The sequence below is a fragment of the Alloacidobacterium dinghuense genome (assembly GCF_014274465.1).
GTDB classification, from domain to species: domain Bacteria; phylum Acidobacteriota; class Terriglobia; order Terriglobales; family Acidobacteriaceae; genus Alloacidobacterium; species Alloacidobacterium dinghuense.
In genome coordinates this window covers 5,050,114-5,070,090 of the sequence record NZ_CP060394.1, presented here as the reverse complement: position 1 = coordinate 5,070,090, position 19,977 = coordinate 5,050,114, and the positions used below count along the sequence as shown (strand labels likewise).

At 57.9% G+C, this 19,977-nt stretch carries 14 protein-coding genes; 6 read left to right on the top strand and 8 right to left on the bottom strand.

Annotated elements, in window-relative coordinates; translation table 11 throughout:
- The first annotated feature begins 339 nt into the window (after nucleotides 1–339).
- Nucleotides 340–636: an HU family DNA-binding protein gene (locus H7849_RS21115; RefSeq protein WP_186742273.1), complete on the top strand. Its 297-nt coding sequence runs from the start codon at nucleotides 340–342 to the stop codon at nucleotides 634–636.
- A 76-nt stretch (nucleotides 637–712) separates the two neighbouring features.
- On the opposite strand, the gene H7849_RS21110 is transcribed toward H7849_RS21115, so the two are convergent.
- Genes H7849_RS21110 through H7849_RS21100 form a run of 3 tightly spaced genes read right to left on the bottom strand, consistent with a single transcriptional unit; the run spans nucleotide 713 to nucleotide 3,427 of the window.
- Entirely contained in the window at nucleotides 713–1,393 is a 681-nt protein-coding gene (locus tag H7849_RS21110; RefSeq protein WP_186742271.1) for a MarC family protein, read from the bottom strand.
- The gene (locus H7849_RS21105) at nucleotides 1,386–2,120 is read right to left on the bottom strand and encodes a methyltransferase family protein (RefSeq protein ID WP_186742269.1); all 735 of its coding nucleotides are present in this window, start codon (nucleotides 2,118–2,120) and stop codon (nucleotides 1,386–1,388) included. Before H7849_RS21105 ends, H7849_RS21110 begins: the two co-directional genes overlap by 8 nt.
- On the bottom strand, nucleotides 2,117–3,427 hold the full coding sequence (locus H7849_RS21100) for a metal-dependent hydrolase family protein (RefSeq protein WP_186742267.1): 1,311 nt from the start codon (nucleotides 3,425–3,427) through the stop codon (nucleotides 2,117–2,119). The genes H7849_RS21105 and H7849_RS21100 overlap by 4 nt, the downstream gene beginning before the upstream one ends.
- A gap of 131 nt (nucleotides 3,428–3,558) precedes the next feature.
- On the opposite strand from H7849_RS21100, the gene H7849_RS21095 reads away from it, so the two are divergent.
- Genes H7849_RS21095 through H7849_RS21085 form a run of 3 tightly spaced genes read left to right on the top strand, consistent with a single transcriptional unit; the run spans nucleotide 3,559 to nucleotide 9,338 of the window.
- On the top strand, nucleotides 3,559–3,900 hold the full coding sequence (locus H7849_RS21095; RefSeq protein ID WP_186742265.1) for a PadR family transcriptional regulator: 342 nt from the start codon (nucleotides 3,559–3,561) through the stop codon (nucleotides 3,898–3,900).
- Nucleotides 3,900–6,641 carry an ABC transporter permease gene (locus H7849_RS21090; protein WP_186742263.1) on the top strand — a complete coding sequence of 914 codons (2,742 nt, stop codon included), beginning with the start codon at nucleotides 3,900–3,902 and terminating at the stop codon, nucleotides 6,639–6,641. Before H7849_RS21095 ends, H7849_RS21090 begins: the two co-directional genes overlap by 1 nt.
- A gap of 9 nt (nucleotides 6,642–6,650) precedes the next feature.
- On the top strand, nucleotides 6,651–9,338 hold the full coding sequence (locus H7849_RS21085; RefSeq protein WP_222439701.1) for an ABC transporter permease: 2,688 nt from the start codon (nucleotides 6,651–6,653) through the stop codon (nucleotides 9,336–9,338).
- A 3-nt stretch (nucleotides 9,339–9,341) separates the two neighbouring features.
- On the opposite strand, the gene murQ is transcribed toward H7849_RS21085, so the two are convergent.
- The 3 genes from murQ to H7849_RS21070 form a co-directional block, all read right to left on the bottom strand.
- Complete coding sequence (murQ, locus tag H7849_RS21080) at nucleotides 9,342–10,232, bottom strand: N-acetylmuramic acid 6-phosphate etherase (RefSeq protein WP_186742261.1); 891 nt, start codon at nucleotides 10,230–10,232, stop codon at nucleotides 9,342–9,344.
- Entirely contained in the window at nucleotides 10,148–12,067 is a 1,920-nt protein-coding gene (locus tag H7849_RS21075) for a glycoside hydrolase family 35 protein (protein ID WP_222439700.1), read from the bottom strand. The genes murQ and H7849_RS21075 overlap by 85 nt, the downstream gene beginning before the upstream one ends.
- 70 nt (nucleotides 12,068–12,137) lie before the next feature.
- Nucleotides 12,138–13,949: a glycoside hydrolase family 35 protein gene (locus H7849_RS21070; protein WP_222439699.1), complete on the bottom strand. Its 1,812-nt coding sequence runs from the start codon at nucleotides 13,947–13,949 to the stop codon at nucleotides 12,138–12,140.
- Nucleotides 13,950–14,059: 110 nt separating this feature from the next.
- Between H7849_RS21070 and H7849_RS21065 the strand changes: the two genes are divergently transcribed.
- Complete coding sequence (locus tag H7849_RS21065) at nucleotides 14,060–16,558, top strand: DUF3536 domain-containing protein (protein ID WP_186742259.1); 2,499 nt, start codon at nucleotides 14,060–14,062, stop codon at nucleotides 16,556–16,558.
- 4 nt (nucleotides 16,559–16,562) lie between these two features.
- Here H7849_RS21065 and H7849_RS21060 read toward each other — a convergent pair whose 3' ends face one another.
- Together H7849_RS21060 and H7849_RS21055 are read right to left on the bottom strand one after the other, a co-directional pair.
- The gene (locus tag H7849_RS21060; RefSeq protein ID WP_186742257.1) at nucleotides 16,563–17,837 is read right to left on the bottom strand and encodes a GAF domain-containing SpoIIE family protein phosphatase; all 1,275 of its coding nucleotides are present in this window, start codon (nucleotides 17,835–17,837) and stop codon (nucleotides 16,563–16,565) included.
- A 110-nt stretch (nucleotides 17,838–17,947) separates the two neighbouring features.
- Nucleotides 17,948–19,057: a Rieske 2Fe-2S domain-containing protein gene (locus tag H7849_RS21055; RefSeq protein WP_186742255.1), complete on the bottom strand. Its 1,110-nt coding sequence runs from the start codon at nucleotides 19,055–19,057 to the stop codon at nucleotides 17,948–17,950.
- Between the two features lie 229 nt (nucleotides 19,058–19,286).
- On the opposite strand from H7849_RS21055, the gene H7849_RS21050 reads away from it, so the two are divergent.
- Nucleotides 19,287–19,976: a DNA-3-methyladenine glycosylase family protein gene (locus H7849_RS21050; RefSeq protein ID WP_186742253.1), complete on the top strand. Its 690-nt coding sequence runs from the start codon at nucleotides 19,287–19,289 to the stop codon at nucleotides 19,974–19,976.
- Nucleotide 19,977 lies beyond the last annotated feature (1 nt).

The following is a 19,977-nucleotide window of genomic DNA, read 5'->3' as shown; positions in this document are numbered from 1 at the left end:
CTCTTCATTCCCAGGCACGAAAAACGCGTGCCGACCGCGCAAGATAAGGGTTTCCGAGACCTCACAAAACTGCCAAAACTGTGTCCAAATCCAGAAAAAAGGTATAAAAACCTAAAAAAATGGCGAAAAACCTGTGGAAACAGGCCTTTTGCCGTTGACAAAGCTCGCAAGAAGACGCAAGGTAAACGACGGTAGGTTTTTTCAAACACCGCATGGATACAGGGGTTTTCAGGCTCTCAAGGCGTGGAAATCGTCGAGCGGAATGAAGAGACCCGCAATACGCGGTACCAGCAAAGGTTCTGGGAAAGCGAATTAGAACCAGGAGGATTTAAAAAGAACATGGCAACTGGAATGACCAAAACAGCCCTTGTCCGCCACATTGCGGAGAAGCTCGAACTCACCAACAAGCAGGCGGCTGGATTCCTTGATCTGCTTGCGGAAACAGCGATCAAGGAAACGAAGAAGAACGGCCTCTTCGTAATTCCCGGACTCGGACGCCTGGTGAAGGCGGAGCGCAAAGCGCGCATCGGCCGCAACCCGCAGACCGGCGAACAGATCAAGATCAAGGCGAAGACTGTGGTGAAGTTCCGCGTGGCGAAGGCTGCGAAGGACGTTATCGCTCCGCCGAAGAAGTAGGACCAGAGAAAAAAATTCAAGGCGCATTGCGCCGCTCGAAGAAAAGGAAACGGATTGTTCCGTTTCCTTTTTTGTTTCAGAGTTGATGAACGGTTGCCAGATAGGCCTTGATGCCGCTGGCGACAATCTGCACACCAATGCACATCAGAATGAAGGATGACAGGCGCATCACGACCGAGGTGCCGGCGCTTCCCAGCAGGCGTTCGGCTGCGCTGGCGTAGCGGTAGCAGATGAATACGATGAAGCAAACGAGCGCGATGCCCACAAGCGCGGCGATCAGCACTTTGGGAGAAAAAATTGAGTCGGTGTGCAACTCCGCGGGCAGATGCGCGCCAAGAGTGATGGCCACGGAGATGGATCCGGGACCAACGGTGATAGGCAGCGTGTAGGGATAGAAGGCATGGTCGAGGATGTTTTCCTCGCCGACAGTTTTTGTGTTGACGCCGCTGCTCCCCTGCGCCAGCAGAGTCCATCCGGTGGCCGCCACGACCAGCCCTCCGCCGATTTGGACCGCGTAGATCGAGATGCCGAAGAAGGTGAGAATCTTTACGCCCCACAACAGTGAGCAGACGAGCAGAAAGAAGCTGTAAATCGCGATCTTTTGGGAGAGAGCGCGCTGCAGCGGCTGCTCGACTCCTCCGATCATGTTGATGAAGATGGCCGCGCTTCCCAGCGGATTGACGATGGGAAAGAGGGCGCCGACGACGAGGGTCGTGGATTCGGCAACGGCAGCAATGTCATGCAAGATATCAATCATGTTTTGGTGTCTGGGGCAGTATAGCCCGAATGACTAATGATGCCCCGAAACATATGATGATGCACTTGATCAGCAGGTAAGCGTTATAGCGCCACGCGAGAATGGCGAAACACGCGGTAAAGCCGACGTAGTAGCTTTCTGCCAGCAGGCTGGTGAGCCATTGCGGTTTAGCCGGAGCCGCCGGAACGCGGGCACGCAGGCTGCGCCAGAAACGCGGGACCTTCTGTTTGTATGCGAGGTAGGCTTCGCCTTGCTGCGTGGCAAGGTAGGCTTCCTCGCCGAGGATGAGGCGGTAGTAGAAAATGGCTTGCGCGGCGAGGAAGAAGATGGCTCCGGTGGGTGGCATCAGGATCGAGACGGCAATCGCAAAGATGAGCGTGCCCATGTAGAGCGGGTTGCGGGTGTAGCGATAGGGGCCGGCGGCCACGACTCCTGCGCCGTGCATGGACTTGTCGTGCACAATGGCGGTTCCGAGATAAGCAGTGCCCCAGACGCGGAAGATCGTTCCCTTGATGGCGCATGCGAGTGCGATGACGGTGACCAGGATGGTCGCGTTTTCGAGCGAGAGCCAGTGAGCGCTGGCGAGTGCGCCGGGTAGCTCGAGCCACGTGGTGGAGACGCGACCAGAGCCGCCGAGGTATCGCGCCCACGGGGCCCAGAAGCCTAGGACGTAAAGCAGGAAGGCGATTACGACGCGGAAGCGAAATTCAAACTGCGTTGCCTTCATTGCGCCGCGGTCCCGGTGACGCTTTTGTAGACGACGCCGGATTTCATGACGAACTGGACGTTCTGGAGCAGGCGGATGTCTTTGAGCGGATCGCCATTGACTGCGATAACGTCGGCCCATTTGCCAGGCTCGAGCGAGCCTACGTGGCTTGTCCAACTCATGAGGTCGGCGGCGTTGAGGGTTGCTGTTTGCAGGGCGGCGAGCGGTGTCATGCCGAACTGATTCACGTAGACGTCCAACTCATGGGCGTTGAGTCCGTGCGGATAGACGGCGGCGTCTGTGCCGAGCGCTACCTTTACGCCGGCTGCAATGGCTTTCTTGGCGTTTGCTTTTTCAACGGCGCTCACGTCTTTCATTTTTTGTTTGTAGAACGCGGGCAGGTTTCCGTACTGCTGCATCCAGTCGATTAAGTATGCGGTAGGCACGAAGTAGGTGCCGTGCTGCTTCATGGCGGCGATGTCTTCGTCGTTCATGTAGGAGCCGTGCTCGATGGAGTCGACGCCCGCTTCCGTGGCCCAAAGGATGCCCTGCGCTCCATGAGCGTGGGCGGCTACTTTGCGGCCGAGACGGTGTGCATCGGCGACGATGGCTTTTAACTCTTCGAGAGTGTACTGGGAGGCCTGTGGATCGTCGCCTTTGGACAGGACGCCGCCGGTGGCGCAGACCTTGATGAGGTCTGCGCCATATTTGATGACCTCGCGAACCTTATGCTGCACGGCTTCAACACCGTCTGCTACGCCGTCTGTGGTCTGATGGAATTGGAAGGGAAGAAGATTGTCGTCGCAGTGGCCTCCGGTGATGCCGAGCAGCGGACCGCTGACCTGCATGTGGGGACCTTCGACCAGGCCTTCATTGATAGCGTCGCGTAGATCGACATCTGCGTAACCATCGGCGCCGACATTGCGGACGGTAGTGAATCCAGCTTCGAGCGTAACCTTGGCATTGCGAGCGCCGATCAGGGCGCTCTTGGCGACGCTGGTCGAGAGTTCGTGATACGGGTCGAAATTCGTGTCCATCGTGAGGTGTGTGTGCACATCGATGAGGCCGGGAAGCACGGTCATGCTGCGCAGATCGATCTCTTTATCACCTGTCTGGGTTGGCGTGGAAGCTGTCGGCGCGACGGCTGTGATGCTGTCGCCGGTGACGATGATGGTCTGGTCTGCGGATTGGTTGCCGGTGTGTACGTCGATGACGTGCCCGGCGCGGATGAGCGTTCGCGTCGGTGGTTGTTGCGCTGCGACTGGCAAGAGTGGAAGCAGCAGGGCTGGCAAAAACAGGCAAAGAAAACGGCGGGCGATGGTTGTCATTGTGGTGTCTCGGAAGATGAAGATGTGGGCCAAGTCTAGCAGACAGTGTGGTTTATGGGCTTGCTAATTTACCTATTGCCAAACCATAGAAGAGCGCGTAATCATACCTATGGTTAGACAATAGGAGAGACATGGGAGATAAAACCGACGTTTGGCAGGGAACTCTGGCGCTGATGGTTCTGAAAACGCTGGAAACGATGGGGCCGATTCACGGATATGGCATCGCGCGGCGGATTGAACAGACGAGCGGCCATCTATTGTCGCTGAACTATGGGACGCTGTATCCGGCTCTGCTGAAGCTGGAGCAGGAAGGCTACATCGCTTCGGAGTGGGGATTGTCTGAGAACAATCGCAAAGCGAAGTTCTACAAGCTGACACGCGCGGGAAGAAAGCAACTGGAGCGTGAGGCGCGTGACTGGGAGCAGGCGACGGCCATTCTTGCGCGGTTTCTCTCGCCTGCCGAGGAGTCGTAATGGATTCGCTTCGAGGAAAACTGCGGGCACTACGGATGCGGCTCGGCGGCGCGTTCGGCGCTCATAGAACACGTGATGAGTTTGCGGTGGAGCTTGAGAGCCATCTGCAAATGCACATCGAGGACAATCTGCGTTCGGGCATGAGTCCGGAGCAGGCGCGCCGCGATGCGTATATCAAGCTCGGCGGGCTGGAGCAGGCAAAGCAGGCTTATCGAGAGCGGAGCACGGTTCCGCTACTTGAAAACTTGTGGCAGGATATTCGTTACGGGTTGCGGATGCTCGCGCGTCATCGTGGATTTGCCTCGGTGGCAATCCTGACGCTTGCGGTTGGCCTGGGCACAACCACAACTGTTTTTCTCTGGACCGACTCTGTGCTGCTGCGTCCGCTGAGCGGAGTAATGCAGCCGGAGAGGCTTGTGGATTTCGAGACAGTGACTCCGAATGGCGAGTTTGTGCCGACCTCGTATCCCGACTATCAGGATTTTCGCGATCACCTGAAGTTGCTCCAGAAGATTGCGGTGATGCGGCCCACTGCTCTCAGCGTGGGGCATGACGATCACGCGGAGCGGGCCTGGGGCGAACTGGTGTCGGGGAATTTCTTCGACGTGCTGGGTGCGCAGGCTGAGATTGGACGGGTTTTCGGCCCACCCGAATACGACGATAAGCCGGGAGCTTTTCCCGTAGTGGTGCTCAGCGATCGCTATTGGCGGTCGCACTACGCCGCAGACCCCGCCATCGTTGGCAAAACAATTCGTGTGAATCGCCATGAGTTGACAGTGCTGGGTGTGGCTGCTCCGGAATTTCATGGGTCGATGGGTGCGGTGGCGTTCGATATGTGGGTTCCGTATATGCAGCAAACGGTGCTGAATGGCGTCGAGCCTCGGATGGTGCTGCGCAATCGCCAGAACCGGAACATGCTGGGCATCGCGAGGCTGAAGCCGGGAGTGACGCTGGAGCAGGCAAGGCAGGAGCTGGCCGCGCTGGCCGGGCGGATGGCAGTTGCCAATGCGGACGTAAGCGAAGGAATGAGCGCGACGCTGCTGCCTCTGAACAAGTCTCCCTATGGGCCTGCGGCGATGCTGGAGTCTCCGCTGCGCATCCTGATGGGCGTGTGCGTGCTGGTGCTGTTGATTGTGTGCGTGAATATTGCGAACCTGCTGCTGGCGCGAGCGACGGTGCGCGAGAAAGAGTTCAGCATGCGTCTGGCGCTGGGAGCGGGACGCGCGCGGCTTATGCGCCAGGTGCTTACGGAAAGCCTGTTACTGACGTCTGCAGGCGGAGTGCTGGGCCTGGTTGCGGCTCAGTGGATGAGCCACACGCTTCAATATTTGATGCCTCCAGGCCAAATGATTCTGGGCGTGAAGATGGGGATGGGCGCTGTGCTGAATGTTCGCGTGCTGGCTTTTACTGCTGGCTTATGCGGGTTGGTGGCATTGACCGCCGGACTGTTTCCGGCATTGCAGTCGAGCCGGGCAGGTTTGAGCACAAAGCTGAACGAAGCAGGACGGAATGGAGCGGCAGGCAGGCACCGGAACAAACTGCGCTCTGTGCTGGTGATGGCTGAGGTTGCGCTGGCGCTGGTGGCGTTGATCGGGGCTGGTCTTTTTGCCCGTGGGTTTGCTGCGACCATGCGGATCGATCCGGGCTTTGAGCCGAATCACGTGCTTCTGGGCCAGTTTTATCTGGCGACGAGCGGGTATGACCTGGAGCAGCGCAAAGAATTCTGCCGCCGTTTGCAACAGAAGATGGAGGCGGCTCCGGGAGTCGTGCAGGCAGCTTATTCCGATGGTGTTCCGCTGGGCTTTGAGCCGAGCTGGTGGGAGGATCTGCGCGTGGAGGGCTATACGCCCGGTCCCGGCGAGAATATGAAAATCTTTCGCAACGTGGTTTCGCCTGATTATCTGAACGCGATGCGGATTCCTCTGGTGGAGGGGCGGAACTTTACCGAGCATGATGGTGAAAATGCGCAGCCGGTGATGATTGTGAATGAAGCCTTCGCGCGGAGGTTCTTTGCCGGACGCGATCCGGTCGGGCATCGCATCCATGGATGGGGCATGTGGTTTCGCGTAGTGGGAGTGGCAAAAGACAGCAAATATCACTACCTGAGCGAGTCGCCGCTGCCGTATACGTACTTTCCTTTCCGGCAGGTGTATCGCGAGGACATGAACCTGGCTTTCTATGTGCGTACGCGGGGTAATCCTGAGCATGCGCTGCCGGTGCTGCAGGCGAAGGTCCACGAGCTTGATCCGAATGTTTCTGTGTTCGATGTCTCGCCGCTGCGGGAGTTTATCGGGGCATCGCTGTATCCGCAGAAGGTGGCGGCGAGTCTGCTGACGGTGATGGGAGGCCTGGCGGTCCTGCTGGCAGCGATTGGCCTGTACAGCGTGATGGCGTATGCGGTGGCGCAGAGAACGCAGGAGATCGGTGTGCGCATGGCGCTGGGAGCGCGGCGTACTAACGTGATCGCAATGGTGGTGCGGCAGGGGTTGATGCTGGCAGGCGCCGGGCTGGCTGTGGGCGCGTTGCTGTCGCTGGCGATGGCGCGCAGTATTGCGACCTTATCTTTCACGGATTCGGGAATGGGCGGCGGCGCGAAGCTGATCGGCGGCAGCAGTGTTGCCGATCCTCTGATTTATGTGTGCGCGGTGGTGTTTTTATTTGCGGTTGCGGCAGCAGCGGCGTATCTGCCGGCGCGGCGAGCCTCGCGTATCGACCCCATGCAAGCACTGCGGGCAGAATAAGGAGAGAGAATGCGGAAGCTGAGAGCGCTGCGGTTGCGGCTGCACGGTATGTTTGGCGGCAACGGGGCAGATGAAGAGTTTGCCGCTGAACTCGAAGGCCATCTGGAGATGCACATCGCAGACAATTTGCGCGCGGGTATGAGTCCGGAGCAGGCGCGACGCGATGCGTATATCAAGCTCGGCGGTGTTGAGCAGACGAAGCAGGCATATCGCGAACGCGAAGGGCTGCCATGGTTCGAAATGCTGTGGCAGGATCTTCGCTTTGGGCTGCGCATGCTGGCGAAGAGTCCGGGGTTTACAGTTGTGGCAGTGTTGACGCTGGCCCTTGGCATTGGCGCGAATACGGCACTCTTCTCGGTGGTGAATGCCGTGCTGCTGAATCCGCTGCCGTACCCGCATCCGGAAGAACTGGTGACCGTGCATGCGAGTAAACCGAATTTCAATGAGGGTGCGATTTCTTATCCTAACTTTCGCGATTGGCAGCGCGACAACAAGACGCTGGCCGCGCTGGCGGTGGCTCGAGGGACGGGCTACAGCCTGACGGGCATGGGGGACGCAGAGGAATTGCGCGCGGAGCTGGTTTCGTCGGATTTCTTTCCTCTTCTGGGAGTGAAGCCTATCATCGGCCGGCTGTTTGCTCCGGGTGAAGACGAGATTGGGCGTGAGCCGCTGGCGATCATTGGTGAAGACTTCTGGCAACGCAAGTTTGGGTCGCGGCCGGATGCGGTGGGTAAAGTGCTGACGCTTGACGGGCGCGACTACACGATCGTGGGCGTGCTGCCTACGAATTTCAATCTGACGATCAACAACTTTCGTGCAGCAGATCTTTATGTGCCGATCGGGCAATTTCAAAATCCTGCGCTCAATAACCGTTTTGCGCCACTGGGCATCCACGGCATTGCGCGACTGAAGCCGGGAGTCACGCTGGCGCAGGCGCAGGATGACATGCTGCGGGTTTCGGAGCGGCTGGAGAAGATTTATCCAGAGGCGGACCAGGGGATTCGAGCGAAACTGGTTTCCTTTCAGTTTGCGATGGTGCGCGATGTGAAGCCGCTGCTGCTGATCCTGATGAGCGCGGTGGGTTTTGTGCTGCTGATTGCGTGCGTGAACATCGCCAATCTTTTGTTGGTTCGGTCAAATGCGCGGGCGCAGGAATTTGCTGTGCGGTCGGCGCTGGGTGCGGGGCGTTCGCGGCTGCTGCGGCAGCTACTTACCGAGAGCCTGATGCTTTCGCTTACGGGCGGTGCGGTTGGCTTGATGCTGGCGGCGTGGGGGACGCAGGTGATTCTACATCTCCTGCCGCGAGAGCTGCCACGCGCGGCGGAAGTTCACATGAGCGGGACGGTGCTCGGCTTCACTCTGCTGATTTCTCTGGCTTCCGGAACCTTGTTTGGTTTGATGCCGTGCGTGAAAGTCTTTCGGCAGAATCTGCAGGACACGTTGAAAGATGGCGGACGCGGAACGGGCGGCGTGCGCCAGCGTGCGCAGAACTGGCTGGTGGTTGTCCAGATGGCGACAACGTTGGTGCTGCTGATGGGCGCCGGTTTGATGATTCGCAGCCTGATCAAGCTTTCGGAGGTAGATACGGGATTTCGTTCCCAGGGAGTGCTCACGTTTGGACTTGAAGCTCCGCCGTCAATGATTGGCGTTGGACCGGATGCGACGCGGGCTTATTTGCGGGAGACAAACGCGCGCATTGCCGCTACACCGGGCGTGGACGCGGTGTCGTTTTCCTGGGCGGCGCTGCCGATGCAATCCGATGACGAGCAGCTTTTCTGGCTGGATGGCGAGCCGAAACCGCAAAGTCAGAACGCGATGCATTGGGCGATTCGGTACATTGTGGAACCGGGATATCTGAAGGCCATGGGTATTCCGTTGCTGAAAGGGCGCTTTCTGGCGACGAGCGATGACGAGCACGCGCCACGCGCGGTGGTTATCGACGATGTCTTTGCGCGGAAGTTTTTTGGCAACGAGGATCCGATCGGGAAGCGGGTCTTCCTAGAGCAGTTTGATGGGCCTGCCACTGTTGTTGGGGTTGTGGGGCATGTCAATCAGTGGGGGCTGGATAACGACGCGGTGCATCCGCTGCGGGCTGAGGTGTACCAGGCGATGATGCAGATGCCACCGCAGCAGCTCGGGCTGGTGATGATGGGCATGGACGTCATTGTGCACTCAAGGTACAAGTCGGAGACTGCGTTTCAGAGTATTCGCAATGAAACTGCGCAGATGAATCACGCGCAGGTGGTCTACAATCCGGAGTCGATGGAATCGGTGATTGCGGATACGCTTGCGGGGCGGCGCTTCTCGATGATTTTGCTGGCGGTGTTTGCGGGAACGGCTTTGATGCTGGCGAGTATCGGTATCTATGGAGTGCTGTCGTATCTGGTGGTGCAGCATTCGCGTGACATTGGCGTGCGCATGGCGCTTGGCGCAAATCGCATGGCCGTGTTTCGTTGGGTATTGAAGCGTGGCGGCAGGTTGGCCTTGTTTGGGGCGGCCGTTGGTGTGATTGCGGCCCTGGGCCTGACTCAGGTGATGGCCAGCTTCTCGACGCTGCTGTATGGCGTACGGCCGTATGATCCGCCGACTATGCTGGGCGTGATTTTCGTGCTGATGGGTGTTGCTTTCGTCGCGTGCTATCTGCCTGCGCGGCGCGCCATGCGGATCGATCCCATGCAAGTGTTGCGCACGGAGTAGCGCCTATTTGAGTGCCTGACGCAATCTTCCTTTTGCTTGAGCGAGTCTTGCTTCGGCATCGGCTCGCGTGAGGTTGAGCCGCTGCATGACGATGGCTGTCTTTACCGATCCTGCTTCGTCGAGGAGCGTGACGGCTTTGTCTTGCGGCAAATCAGTGAGTGTGGAGATGATTCTGGCGGCGCGGTCGCGCAACTTTACGTTGGTGGGCTGTACGTTGACCATGAGATTGCCGTAGACGTAGCCGAGGCGAACCAATGATCCAGTTGAGAGCATGTTGAGCACAAGCTTGGTTGCGGTTCCTGCCTTCATGCGGGTCGAGCCAGTGACAACTTCCGGGCCTACGGCGGGGGTGATGGCGATTTCTGCGCGCTGCGCGAGCTGCGAGCCGGGAACGCAGCTGAGGCCGATGGTGGCGGCTCCGAGTTTGCGCGCGTAGTCGATGCCGCCGAGTACGTAGGGCGTGCGTCCGCTGGCGGCGATGCCGACTAGAGCGTCTTTTGTGCTGAAGCTGTGGGCTTGGAGATCGCGCTCACCTTGAGACGCATCGTCTTCTGCCCGCTCAACGGACCGGCGGAGGGCGATGTCGCCACCGGCGATTAATCCCTGCACCAGCTCAGGCGGCGTGTTGTAGGTCGGGGGGCATTCTGAGGCGTCGAGCACGCCGAGGCGGCCCGAGGTTCCGGCTCCGATGTAGAAGAGACGACCGCCGTTCTCCAGGCGCTCGACGATCGCGTCGACGGCCTGCGCGATGCGGGGGAGCTCTCGATCGACGGCTGTGAGCACCTCACGGTCGGCGGCGTGCATCGTCTTTAGCATTTCGAGGGTGGAGAGTTGATCGAGATTTTCTGTTGCCGGATTGCGCGCTTCGGTGAGCAACTGGTCGAGCTTTTCCATACTGACAGATTACTTCGTATGGCTGCGTTCAGGATTGGCTGATCGAGCCCCTGAAGACTGCGGCCAGGAGCGCTTTCGAGATCGAAGACGATGACTTCGTTCGCGCCAGACTTCAGCCACGGGCCGGGAAGGTAGAGCGTTTTTTGCGGACCGATGTTCCAGACTCTGCCCAGGGCATGGCCGTTGATCCAGACTTGCCCTTTGGTGAAGGCGCTGGTGTCGAGGAAGGTGTCGGCTGGTTTGTCTACATTGAAGGTGGCGCGGTAGAAGCACGGGCCGGTGCAAGCCGCACCGCTATACGTGAGCGATTGTGGTGAGAGCATCGGCAGCGGATAGATATCCCAACCGGTAACGGGCTTGCCTGCAAGCGTGACTTCTTTCGTAATGCCTTTGCGCTCTCCGCGAATGACCTTGGTGAAATTTACCCGGGCGGTATTTTCGATGAGGATGTCGAGGCGCGCACTCTGACCGGTTACGTTGAGCGGTAGTGAATTCTGATTCAGACGGCGATCCAGAGTGCCCATCAGCTTGCCATCGAGGTAGATTTTGGCGTAGTCGTGGAGCTGATCGAGAACGAGATCTCCATTGGCGGGGCCGCTCAAAGTTGTTTGGTAGAGGATGTAACCATAGGCCTGATCGAGGTCTTCCATCGAGAGCGGCTGTTCGCTGTGCGTGTGCTTGGGAAGGTTGTCCCAGAGCGATGCTGATTGAGTGAGCGTGAACGACGGAACGGGGATGGCGGAATCTACCGTTGGCAAGGGCGGCGGCGTGGTTCCGGTCGCCTTTGCAATGGTGTTGCGCAAGAGGAAGTACTTTGGTGTCGGGCGCCCGCTTTCATCTAAAGGCGAGTCGTAGTCGTAACTGGTGACATCGGGTTCGTAGTTTTTTCCGTCGGAGTTGGCTCCATTCATCCAGCCGAAACTGGTGCCTCCATGAAACATGTAGAGGCTGATGGAGTAGCCTTGGCGCAGTGTCCAGTCGATATCCGCTGCCTGCTGCTTTGCGTTTGTCTCGGCATGTTTGGCGCCCCAATGATCGAACCATCCGTCCCAGTACTCGCTGTTCATGAAGGGACCGTTGGGGCGAAGCTTCTTGAGTGTTTCGAAGCCTTTCTGCGACTCGCCAGGGCCGAAGTTAATGGCTGCAGGTAACTCGGGGAGTGAGCCCGCTGGGACTTTCTCCGGGCCGTCCGCCGTATAGAGTTGAGAGTTGGTGAATCCGGCGTCAACGAGCATGTGATGGATCTGTTCCATGTAGGCGTGATCTTTGTCGAAGGAGCCGTACTCGTTTTCGACCTGAACGAGAATGATCGGACCACCGTTGCCTATTTGTAACTGCGACAGTTCCTTACCGAGACGCGTGAACCATCGCTTTGCGGGCTCGATAAATTTGGGGTCGCTGGAGCGGACGACCGTGCTGTGATCTTTGAGGAGCCATGAAGGAAAGCCGCCGAATTCCCACTCTGCGCAGGCGTAGGGGCCGGGACGCAGGATAACGTAGAGTCCCTCTTGTTGGGCTTCGCGGATAAATTCAGCCACATCGTTGTTCCCGGTAAAGTCGTATACACCGGGTTGAGGTTCGTGTACGTTCCAGAAGACGTACGTGGTGATGGTATTCAGACCCATGGCCTTTGCCCATCGCATCCGGTCGCGCCAGTAAGCGCGAGGGATACGCGCATAATGCATCTCGCCGGAGATGACTTGAAATGGCTTGCCGTCGAGTGTGAATTGGCCGTTCTCCGCCTTGAAAGTGTGCGCTTGGGCGCAGGCGGAAGCGTGCGCCGGCAGGAACATCCCGGAGAAGAGGAAAAGCAGCGCTGCTGCAATGCGTTTCATCAATCTGGATTTTCTCCCTTGATTTCGAAGGGTAGTGTACAGGCTGTCTCGACCTATGGGAATTGACAGATCACTTTGTGATGGCTGCGTCCAGAACAGGGTGGTCGAGTCCCTGCAGACTGCGGCCGGGCGCGCTTTCGAGATCGAAGACGATGACTTCATTCTCGCCAGACTTCAGCCACGGGCCGGGAAGATAGAGCGTCTTTTGGGGACCGACGTTCCAGACTCTGCCGAGGGCGTGGCCGTTGATCCAGACCTCTCCTTTGGTGAAGGCGCTGGTATCGAGGAAGGTGTCTGCGGCTTTTTCGACGTTAAATGCGGCGCGGTAGAAGCAAGGGCCGTAGCAGGCGGCGCTGCTGTAGCTGAGTTTGTTGGGCGCGAGCATGGGCAGAGGATAGATATTCCATCCGGCGATCTGTGTACCATTTAAGGTCACCTGCTTTGTGATGCCTTTGCGGTCAGTTTGCAGCGCCTTGCTGAAGTTTATGCGGCCTGTGTTTTCGACGAGGATGTCCAGACGCACATTCTGTTCCGTGATGTTGAGCGGCAACGTATTCTGATGCAATCTGCGATCGAGTGTGCCGGCCAGCTTGCCGTCGAGATAGACCTGCGCGTAGTCATGTAGCTGATCGAGCACCAAATCTCCTTTGACCGGGCCGGTGAGATTTGTGCGGTACAGAATGTAGCCGTAGGACTGGTCAAGGTCTTCCATGGAAAGTGGCTCGTCGCTGTGGACCGGCGCAGGTAGGTTGTCCCACAGGGAGGAAGATGCGGGGAGCGTGATCCACGGAATGGTGATCGGCGGCGCTATCTGCGGTACTGCGGGTGGGGTAGTGCCGGTGGCGCTTGCGATGGTGTCGCGGAAGAGGAAATACTTCGCTGTCGGGCGACCACTTTCATCTAGTGGCGAGTCGTAGTCGTAACTGGTGACGTCGGGCACGTAGTTTCTACCGTTGGAATTGGCTCCATTCATCCAACCGAAACTGGTGCCTCCATGAAACATGTACAGGTTGATGGAATAGCCTTGGCGCAACGTCCAGTCGAGATCAGCGACTTGCGTTTGCACATCCCTGTTCGCATGTGCTCCACCCCAGTGATCGAACCAGCCATCCCAGTACTCTGCGCTGAAGAAAGGTCCTTGGGGTCGCAGCCTTTTGCAGGTAGCGAAGGCCACGCGCGACTGACCAGGGGCAAAGTTGACGGCTGGGAGCAGTCCCGGCAACACCTTTTCGGGCCCATCTGCGGTGTAAAGAAGTGCCGCGGTGAATCCCGCATCGACGAAGATGCGATGAATTTGTTGCATGTACGCTGGGTCCGTAGCGAACAAGCGGTACTCGTTTTCGACCTGGATCAGAATGATCGGGCCGCCGTTTGCGATTTGCAGCGGCGCCAATTCCTGACCGAGGCGGGTGAGCCATGAACGGGACGCGGCGAGGAATTTCGGATCGGTGGAGCGCACAAGCAGGCTGTGATCTTTGAGAAGCCACGAAGGAAAGGCGCCGAATTCCCATTCTGCGCAGACGTACGGTCCGGGACGCAGAATTACGTACAATCCTTCCTCCTGAGCCTCGCGGATAAATTCAGCCACATCATTATTGCCGCTGAAGTCATATTCGCCGGGACGGGGCTCATGCTCGTTCCAGAAGACATAGGTCGAGATAGTATTGAGGCCCATTGCCTTTGCCATTTTGAGGCGCGCACGCCAATAGGCACGCGGAATCCGCACGTAGTGCATTTCGCCGGAGATGACCTGAAATGGCTTGCCGTCGAGGGTGAACTGTCCGTTCTCTACTTTGAAGGTGTGGACCTCGCCGAAGGCGATTTGCTGAGGCAGCAGAATGACAACAAGAAGCAGGAGAAGCAGGGGAAGGCGTTTGGTCACGCTTGATTTTCTCCGTTTGTTTTCGAAGAGGTAGTGTACAGGCTGTCTCGATCTATGGGAATTCGTTCGCGGCCCCTACAATGGATGCGGATCGATCGGAGCAGTTCTCTATGCCGAAACCCGTACGTTACGTCTGTATTCATGGACACTTTTACCAGCCACCACGCGAGAATCCGTGGCTCGAACAGGTCGAGACACAGGATTCCGCGGCTCCGTTTCACGACTGGAATGAGCGTATTACTTCAGAATGTTATGCCCCCAATGGAGCATCGCGCATTGTGAATAAGCAGAATGAGATCATCCGCATTCTGAACAACTACGCGCACATCAGTTTCAACTTTGGACCTACGCTGCTTTCCTGGCTGGAAGAGAACGCTCCGCGTACGTATCGCATGGTGCTGGAAGGAGACCGGGCGAGCCAGAAACGCTTCTCCGGGCACGGATCTGCAATTGCACAGGTTTACAACCACATCATTATGCCGCTGGCAAACACGCGCGACCGCATCACCCAGATCCGCTGGGGTATCGCCGATTTTGAGCGCCGCTTTGAGCGCATGCCGGAAGGGATGTGGCTGGCAGAGACGGCGGTTGACTCCGAGACACTGGAATTGCTGGCCGATCACGGCATCCGTTTTACGATTCTTGCCCCCGGGCAGTGTGCTGCTGTGCGGTCGTTGGCAAATGGAGCGCCTGGCAGCGAAGCCGCGTGGACCATGACCGATGCGGAGACGCTGGACACGCGGCAGCCATACCTTGTGCGCCTGAAGACGGGCCGCGAGATTGCTGTGTTCTTTTATGATGGCGCTCGCTCGCGGGCAATCGCTTTTGAGGGGATCCTGAACAGCGGCGACAACTTTGCCGCTCGGCTCATTGGTGGCTTTACTGCTGATCAGACTCCGCAAATTGTGCACGTCGCCACCGATGGCGAGAGTTATGGCCATCATCACAAGCACGGCGAGATGGCTCTTTCCTATGCGCTGAAGCTCATCGAGAAATCTCCGGATGTGCGGATGACGAATTATGGAGAGTTCCTCGATAAGTTTCCTCCGGTGCAAGAAGCGCAGATTGTCGAGCGGACCTCATGGAGCTGTGCGCATGGCGTGGGACGCTGGTGTTCGAATTGCGGATGCAATATGGGCTCGGGTCCGGGTTGGACGCAGGCGTGGCGCAAGCCGCTGCGTGATGCCCTCGACTGGCTGCGCGATTCCATATTGCCGCTGACGGAGAAGGCTGCTGCTGCGATCTTTGAAGATGTGTGGGCGGCTCGCGATGCTTACATTGAGGTCGTTCTTAACCGCAGCAGTGAGGCGACGGCAAAATTCTTAGCCTCGCACGCAAGCCATGAGCTGAATGCAGAGGAGCGGATCCAAGCACTCAAGCTGATGGAGATGCAGCGACACGCTTTGCTGATGTACACGAGCTGCGGCTGGTTCTTCGATGAAATCTCCGGCATAGAGACGGTGCAGATCATTGCCTATGCGGACCGCGTACTGCAGCTTGCGGAAGAGGTCTTCGGCAAAGAAGCCGTTAATCTTGAAGAGCAATTCGTCGCGATGCTGCGCGAGGCGAAGAGCAACGTGCCGGAGCAGCAAAACGGCGCTTCCATCTATGAGAGACAGATCAAAAAAATGCAGGTAGGGCTGGAGCAAGTGGCGGCTCACTACGCCATCAGCTCAATCTTTACCAGCTATCCCGAAGAGGCTGAGCTGTTCTGTTACTCGATTCGCAGGCTCACGTATGAAGTGGTAACGTCCGGGCGCGGGCGGTTGCTCTTTGGAAAGGCGCGCGTTGCTTCGCAGATTACGCAGGAGTTGGAGGCGGTGACTTTTGCCGTTGTTCACTTTGGTGACCAGAACATTACTGCTGTAGTGAAACGCAGCAATCCTTCGCTCGACGGAGAATACGAAGACTTTGTGAAGAAGGCGCGGGCTGCAGTCATTGGCGCGGATTTTCCTGCGCTGATTCGTCTTTTCGATCATGTCTTTGATGGCCAGACGTATTCGATCCAGTCGCTCTTTAGAGATGAGCAGCGGCGGATCGTGAAGGTGATTCTCCAGTCGACGATTTCGGAAGTGGAATCCAGCCTGACTGCCATCTATGAAGACCATGCATCCCTCCTGCACTTCCTGGGACAGACAGGGCTGCCGAAGCCGCGGGCATTGAGCCTGGCTGCGACCTTTGCGGTGAATGCCGGGCTGCGAAAGGCACTGGAAAGTGATCCGATCGATGCCCTGCAGGTGCGCGCTTACCGTGGCCTTGCTTCGGGGGACAAGATTGAGGTCGACAAGAGCGGGCTCAGCTATATATCCGATCAGAAGATGAAGCGCGTGATGGTCCGGTTGCATGCGGACTTCAGGAACATGACGCACTTGGAAAATGCGCTGATGACGGCCAGGACGCTCAAAGAGCTGCCGTTTGAATTGAACATCTGGCAGGCACAGAACATCTGGTATGACACGTTAAAACTCTCGCGCAGGCATACGATGCCTGAGGAGTGGGAGAAGAACTTTCGCGAACTCGGCGGGCAGATGAAAATCCGGGTCGACGAGTTGGTAGTGGAAGAGGACGATGATGTTGCGCGGCAGTTAGCAGCGCCGGTTGCAACCTAAGCGATTAACGGCTGCGGATGAGCACGGCTGTTGCGTCGTCTGGATGTTCGGAGCCCTGGCTGAACTCGCGCACTTCTGCGATCAGCCCGTTTATGCACGCATCCGATTGTTGGAAATGGTTTAGAAGTCGAGTGGCTCCGTACTCCTCGCTCTGACGGTTGGCGGCTTCAGTGATGCCATCGGTGTAGAGCAGCAGATGCGTGCCGGGATCGAGGCGAAGAGTGATCTCGGGATACGATGATGCCGCCAAGCCAAGCGGCAATCCGGAATCGACTTCGAGGAACGAGTTGTGGCTGTTGATCAGCAGGGGACGCAGATGGCCTGCGCTGGCAAGAGTCAGCTCGCGTGATTTCGCATCGAGGACTGCATAGATCATGGTTACGAACTTGCCCATGGGAAAATCTTCAAGCAGAGTCTGGTTCAGGTGCGCGAGCGTCTCGCCCGGCGATGAGTGCAGCTTTGCGAAGGAACGCAGGATGGCGCGCGTGGCCGACATGAGCAGCGCCGCAGACATGCCTTTGCCGGAAACATCGGCGAGAACGATGCCGTAGCGCTCATTGCCGAGATCGATGAAGTCGTACCAGTCGCCGGCAACCGATCCGGCAGGATGCCAGGCTGTTTCAAAGGCAAAGCCGGGAACGAGAGGCGTTGCCTTCAGAAAGATGGCTTGCTGCATGGCGCGGGCGTCGTCGCCTTCTCTCTGCATGCGTTCGCGTTCGAGGCGCTCGCGTTGAAAGAGGCGCGAGTTTTCGATGGCTACAGCGACGTGTCCCGCCAGCGCTTCAAGGACGAGCAGCTGATTCTCGGAAAAGGCGTTGATCTCGATGTGGTCGACGCTAAAGACTCCGATAACCTGGCCACCGATTTTAAGTGGAATGCTGACCTCAGATCGAATGTTCGGCTCACAGACGATGTAATAAGGGTCGAGGCGAACGTCGGGAGCGTAGTGCATTTGCCCGGTTGCCGAGACGTGTCCCACGATGCCCTGACGGCCGATTTTAAGGCGCTCGCCTTTGTGGTGCTGGCGGCATCCCCGCACTCCCTGCAATACCATCTCTTCGGTTTCTGTGTGACGCAGCCATATTGCAACGTCAACGTTGCCAAGGGATGCAGCCAGGTCATTTACGACGCGATCTAAAAGCTGATCGAGGTCAAGCGTGGAGGTAATGAGCTGCGCAGCCCGCTGCATCTTCATGAGCGTTTGCACGAATTCGCACGTGGTCTGGACGTCAGGAGTGAGAATCGTTTGCTCGCTGTAAGATTGCAAAGGCGTGGCCATGCGGTCCTCCTTCCAACCCGACGGAATAACAGAGCGTGGTTGAAGGTTGCCGATTAGATGCCTTGGGCACCACCGCGATGCAATCTATTTTGGGCTCTATCTCGGGCATCTTAACTGCGCCAGCGGAGCGTGACAGGGCCGCACATGGGGTGCTGCATGGGTTGGCCTGTGGATGTGGCTTCGAGTCGCGCGTGCTTGAGTGCGAAGTACCACTTTGCGGGGCGGTCAGCGTCGTCGATAAGCATGAGTGTGGGATCGTACTTCAATCCTTCTGCCTGCTGGATCATGGTGATCTGATCCTGTCCGACGAAGCGCTTTCCGAAAAACGTAGCTATGGAAGTTACAAATGGAACGTTGTAGAAGACGTTCCAGGCTGCGTACACATCGATGCGGCACGCATTTGCAACTGTAGGAGTTACAGTTGTGATGCTCGAAAACCATTTGTCCCCCGCGCGGATGGTTTCATAGCGACGGTTCGGGAGGACGAAGTCGATGGTGGTTGTAATGGGTTCGCCGTAAACGCCGAGGAGTTTGTAAGGCGCACTGTTGGCGGACGGCGTGTGCGAGGCCATGCGGAAGCCCTGCTCGATGGGCTCGAAATGCTTTTCTTTCTCGTGGATGCTGGCCTCTTTACGCCACCACCAGGATTGATGCACGAAAGGTCCGTGCGCCGGGTCCATGAGCCCGATGATGCCGTGATCGACGTTGCACGGCAGATCGGCCGTGAGGTGCTGACTGCGGAAGCGTGAGCCAAACTTTGGCGCTTCTGGAACGGGCGGCAGGCTTGTTTCGTCAGCGCGGATGCGGCCTGAGCCGGATTCTGGAACGTAGACCCAGGCGTAACCGTCGCGCTCTTCGCATGGAAACGCTGTTCCGTAGATACGGGTTGGGTCGAGCATGTCGCGGCTGGTAAGTGAGGGGATTTCCTTGCACTGTCCGCTGACCGGTTCGAATGCCCAGCCGTGATATTTGCACGTCAGGCGTTGGCCGTCGAACCATCCGCAGGAGAGCGGGATGCCGCGGTGCGGGCAACTGTCGCGCATGGCGAAGAGGTGCCCGTCGGCACGACGACCAAGAACCAGGGGAATGCCCATGAGCATGGCGGTAGCGAGCGTCTTACCGTGAAGCGACTCGCTGCGCATTGCCGGGTACCAGTCGTTATAAATGAGCGTCGTGGCTGGGCCCTGCGGAGCGCCGATCGTCGTGAGATTTGTGGCCATGCTTCTTTCAACTATAGCTCGCTAAAGCAGGATGGCAGGTCCGACGCATGCGAGCGGGTGAAGGCTGCTCACAGTGCCTAGCGAGGAGCTTTCGCTCCGGTCATTTCTTCGATGGCCTCGACCTCTTCGCCGTCAAAAATCTCCCGCCCGCACTAGAGGAAGCCACGGTCCAGCTATTTCTTCGCCATTTGTTCCCTATTAGGCTGAAGATTCGCGTACACTTGCACCGATGACCGACGGACGACGCCCTGTACGCTACGATGCCGCTCTTGCAATCCATGAACTGACCGCTGCTGACCCGAAGCTCGGCGCGCTGATCGAACGTGCCGGACCTTACACGCTGAAACTCAAAAGCCAGCATTCGCCATTCGAGGCGCTGCTGGAATCGATCATTTACCAGCAGCTTCATGGAAAGGCCGCAGCTGCAATTCTAAAGCGTTTGCTGACGCTCTTTGGCGAAATTCACCCCAGCCCTGAGCATGTGCTCGGGGCAAGCGACGACATGCTGCGCTCGGTTGGTCTATCTGCCAGCAAGAGCAAGGCTTTGCGCGACCTTGCTGCCAAGACATTGGATGGAACGGTGCCGACACTGACCCCAATCCGGCGTATGCCGGATACAGAGATTTTGGACAGGCTGACGCAGGTTCGCGGCATTGGGCCCTGGACGGTGGAGATGCTGTTGATCTTCCGGCTCGGGCGTCCGGACGTATTTCCGCTGACGGATTATGGGGTGCGCAAGGGCTTTTCGCTGACTTTCAAGAAGCTGCCAAAGAGCAAGCCGTTCGATGCGACCATGCTGGCCAAACCGGCGGAGATGTTGCGGCGCAGCGAAAAATGGAGGCCCTGGCGTTCGGTTGCAAGCTGGTATCTGTGGCGAGCCTGCGATCTATATGGGAGGCCTTCACCACCCCCGGAGTAGT

What these genes read in the sequence shown, in the direction of transcription:
- H7849_RS21115 (WP_186742273.1), top strand. Translation starts at nt 340, where the DNA reads ATGGCAACTGGAATGACCAAAACAGCCCTTGTCCGCCACATTGCGGAG.
- H7849_RS21110 (WP_186742271.1), bottom strand. Translation starts at nt 1,393, where the DNA reads ATGATTGATATCTTGCATGACATTGCTGCCGTTGCCGAATCCACGACC.
- H7849_RS21105 (WP_186742269.1), bottom strand. Translation starts at nt 2,120, where the DNA reads ATGAAGGCAACGCAGTTTGAATTTCGCTTCCGCGTCGTAATCGCCTTC.
- H7849_RS21100 (WP_186742267.1), bottom strand. Translation starts at nt 3,427, where the DNA reads ATGACAACCATCGCCCGCCGTTTTCTTTGCCTGTTTTTGCCAGCCCTG.
- H7849_RS21095 (WP_186742265.1), top strand. Translation starts at nt 3,559, where the DNA reads ATGGGAGATAAAACCGACGTTTGGCAGGGAACTCTGGCGCTGATGGTT.
- H7849_RS21090 (WP_186742263.1), top strand. Translation starts at nt 3,900, where the DNA reads ATGGATTCGCTTCGAGGAAAACTGCGGGCACTACGGATGCGGCTCGGC.
- H7849_RS21085 (WP_222439701.1), top strand. Translation starts at nt 6,651, where the DNA reads ATGCGGAAGCTGAGAGCGCTGCGGTTGCGGCTGCACGGTATGTTTGGC.
- murQ (WP_186742261.1), bottom strand. Translation starts at nt 10,232, where the DNA reads ATGGAAAAGCTCGACCAGTTGCTCACCGAAGCGCGCAATCCGGCAACA.
- H7849_RS21075 (WP_222439700.1), bottom strand. Translation starts at nt 12,067, where the DNA reads ATGAAACGCATTGCAGCAGCGCTGCTTTTCCTCTTCTCCGGGATGTTC.
- H7849_RS21065 (WP_186742259.1), top strand. Translation starts at nt 14,060, where the DNA reads ATGCCGAAACCCGTACGTTACGTCTGTATTCATGGACACTTTTACCAG.
- H7849_RS21060 (WP_186742257.1), bottom strand. Translation starts at nt 17,837, where the DNA reads ATGGCCACGCCTTTGCAATCTTACAGCGAGCAAACGATTCTCACTCCT.
- H7849_RS21055 (WP_186742255.1), bottom strand. Translation starts at nt 19,057, where the DNA reads ATGGCCACAAATCTCACGACGATCGGCGCTCCGCAGGGCCCAGCCACG.
- H7849_RS21050 (WP_186742253.1), top strand. Translation starts at nt 19,287, where the DNA reads ATGACCGACGGACGACGCCCTGTACGCTACGATGCCGCTCTTGCAATC.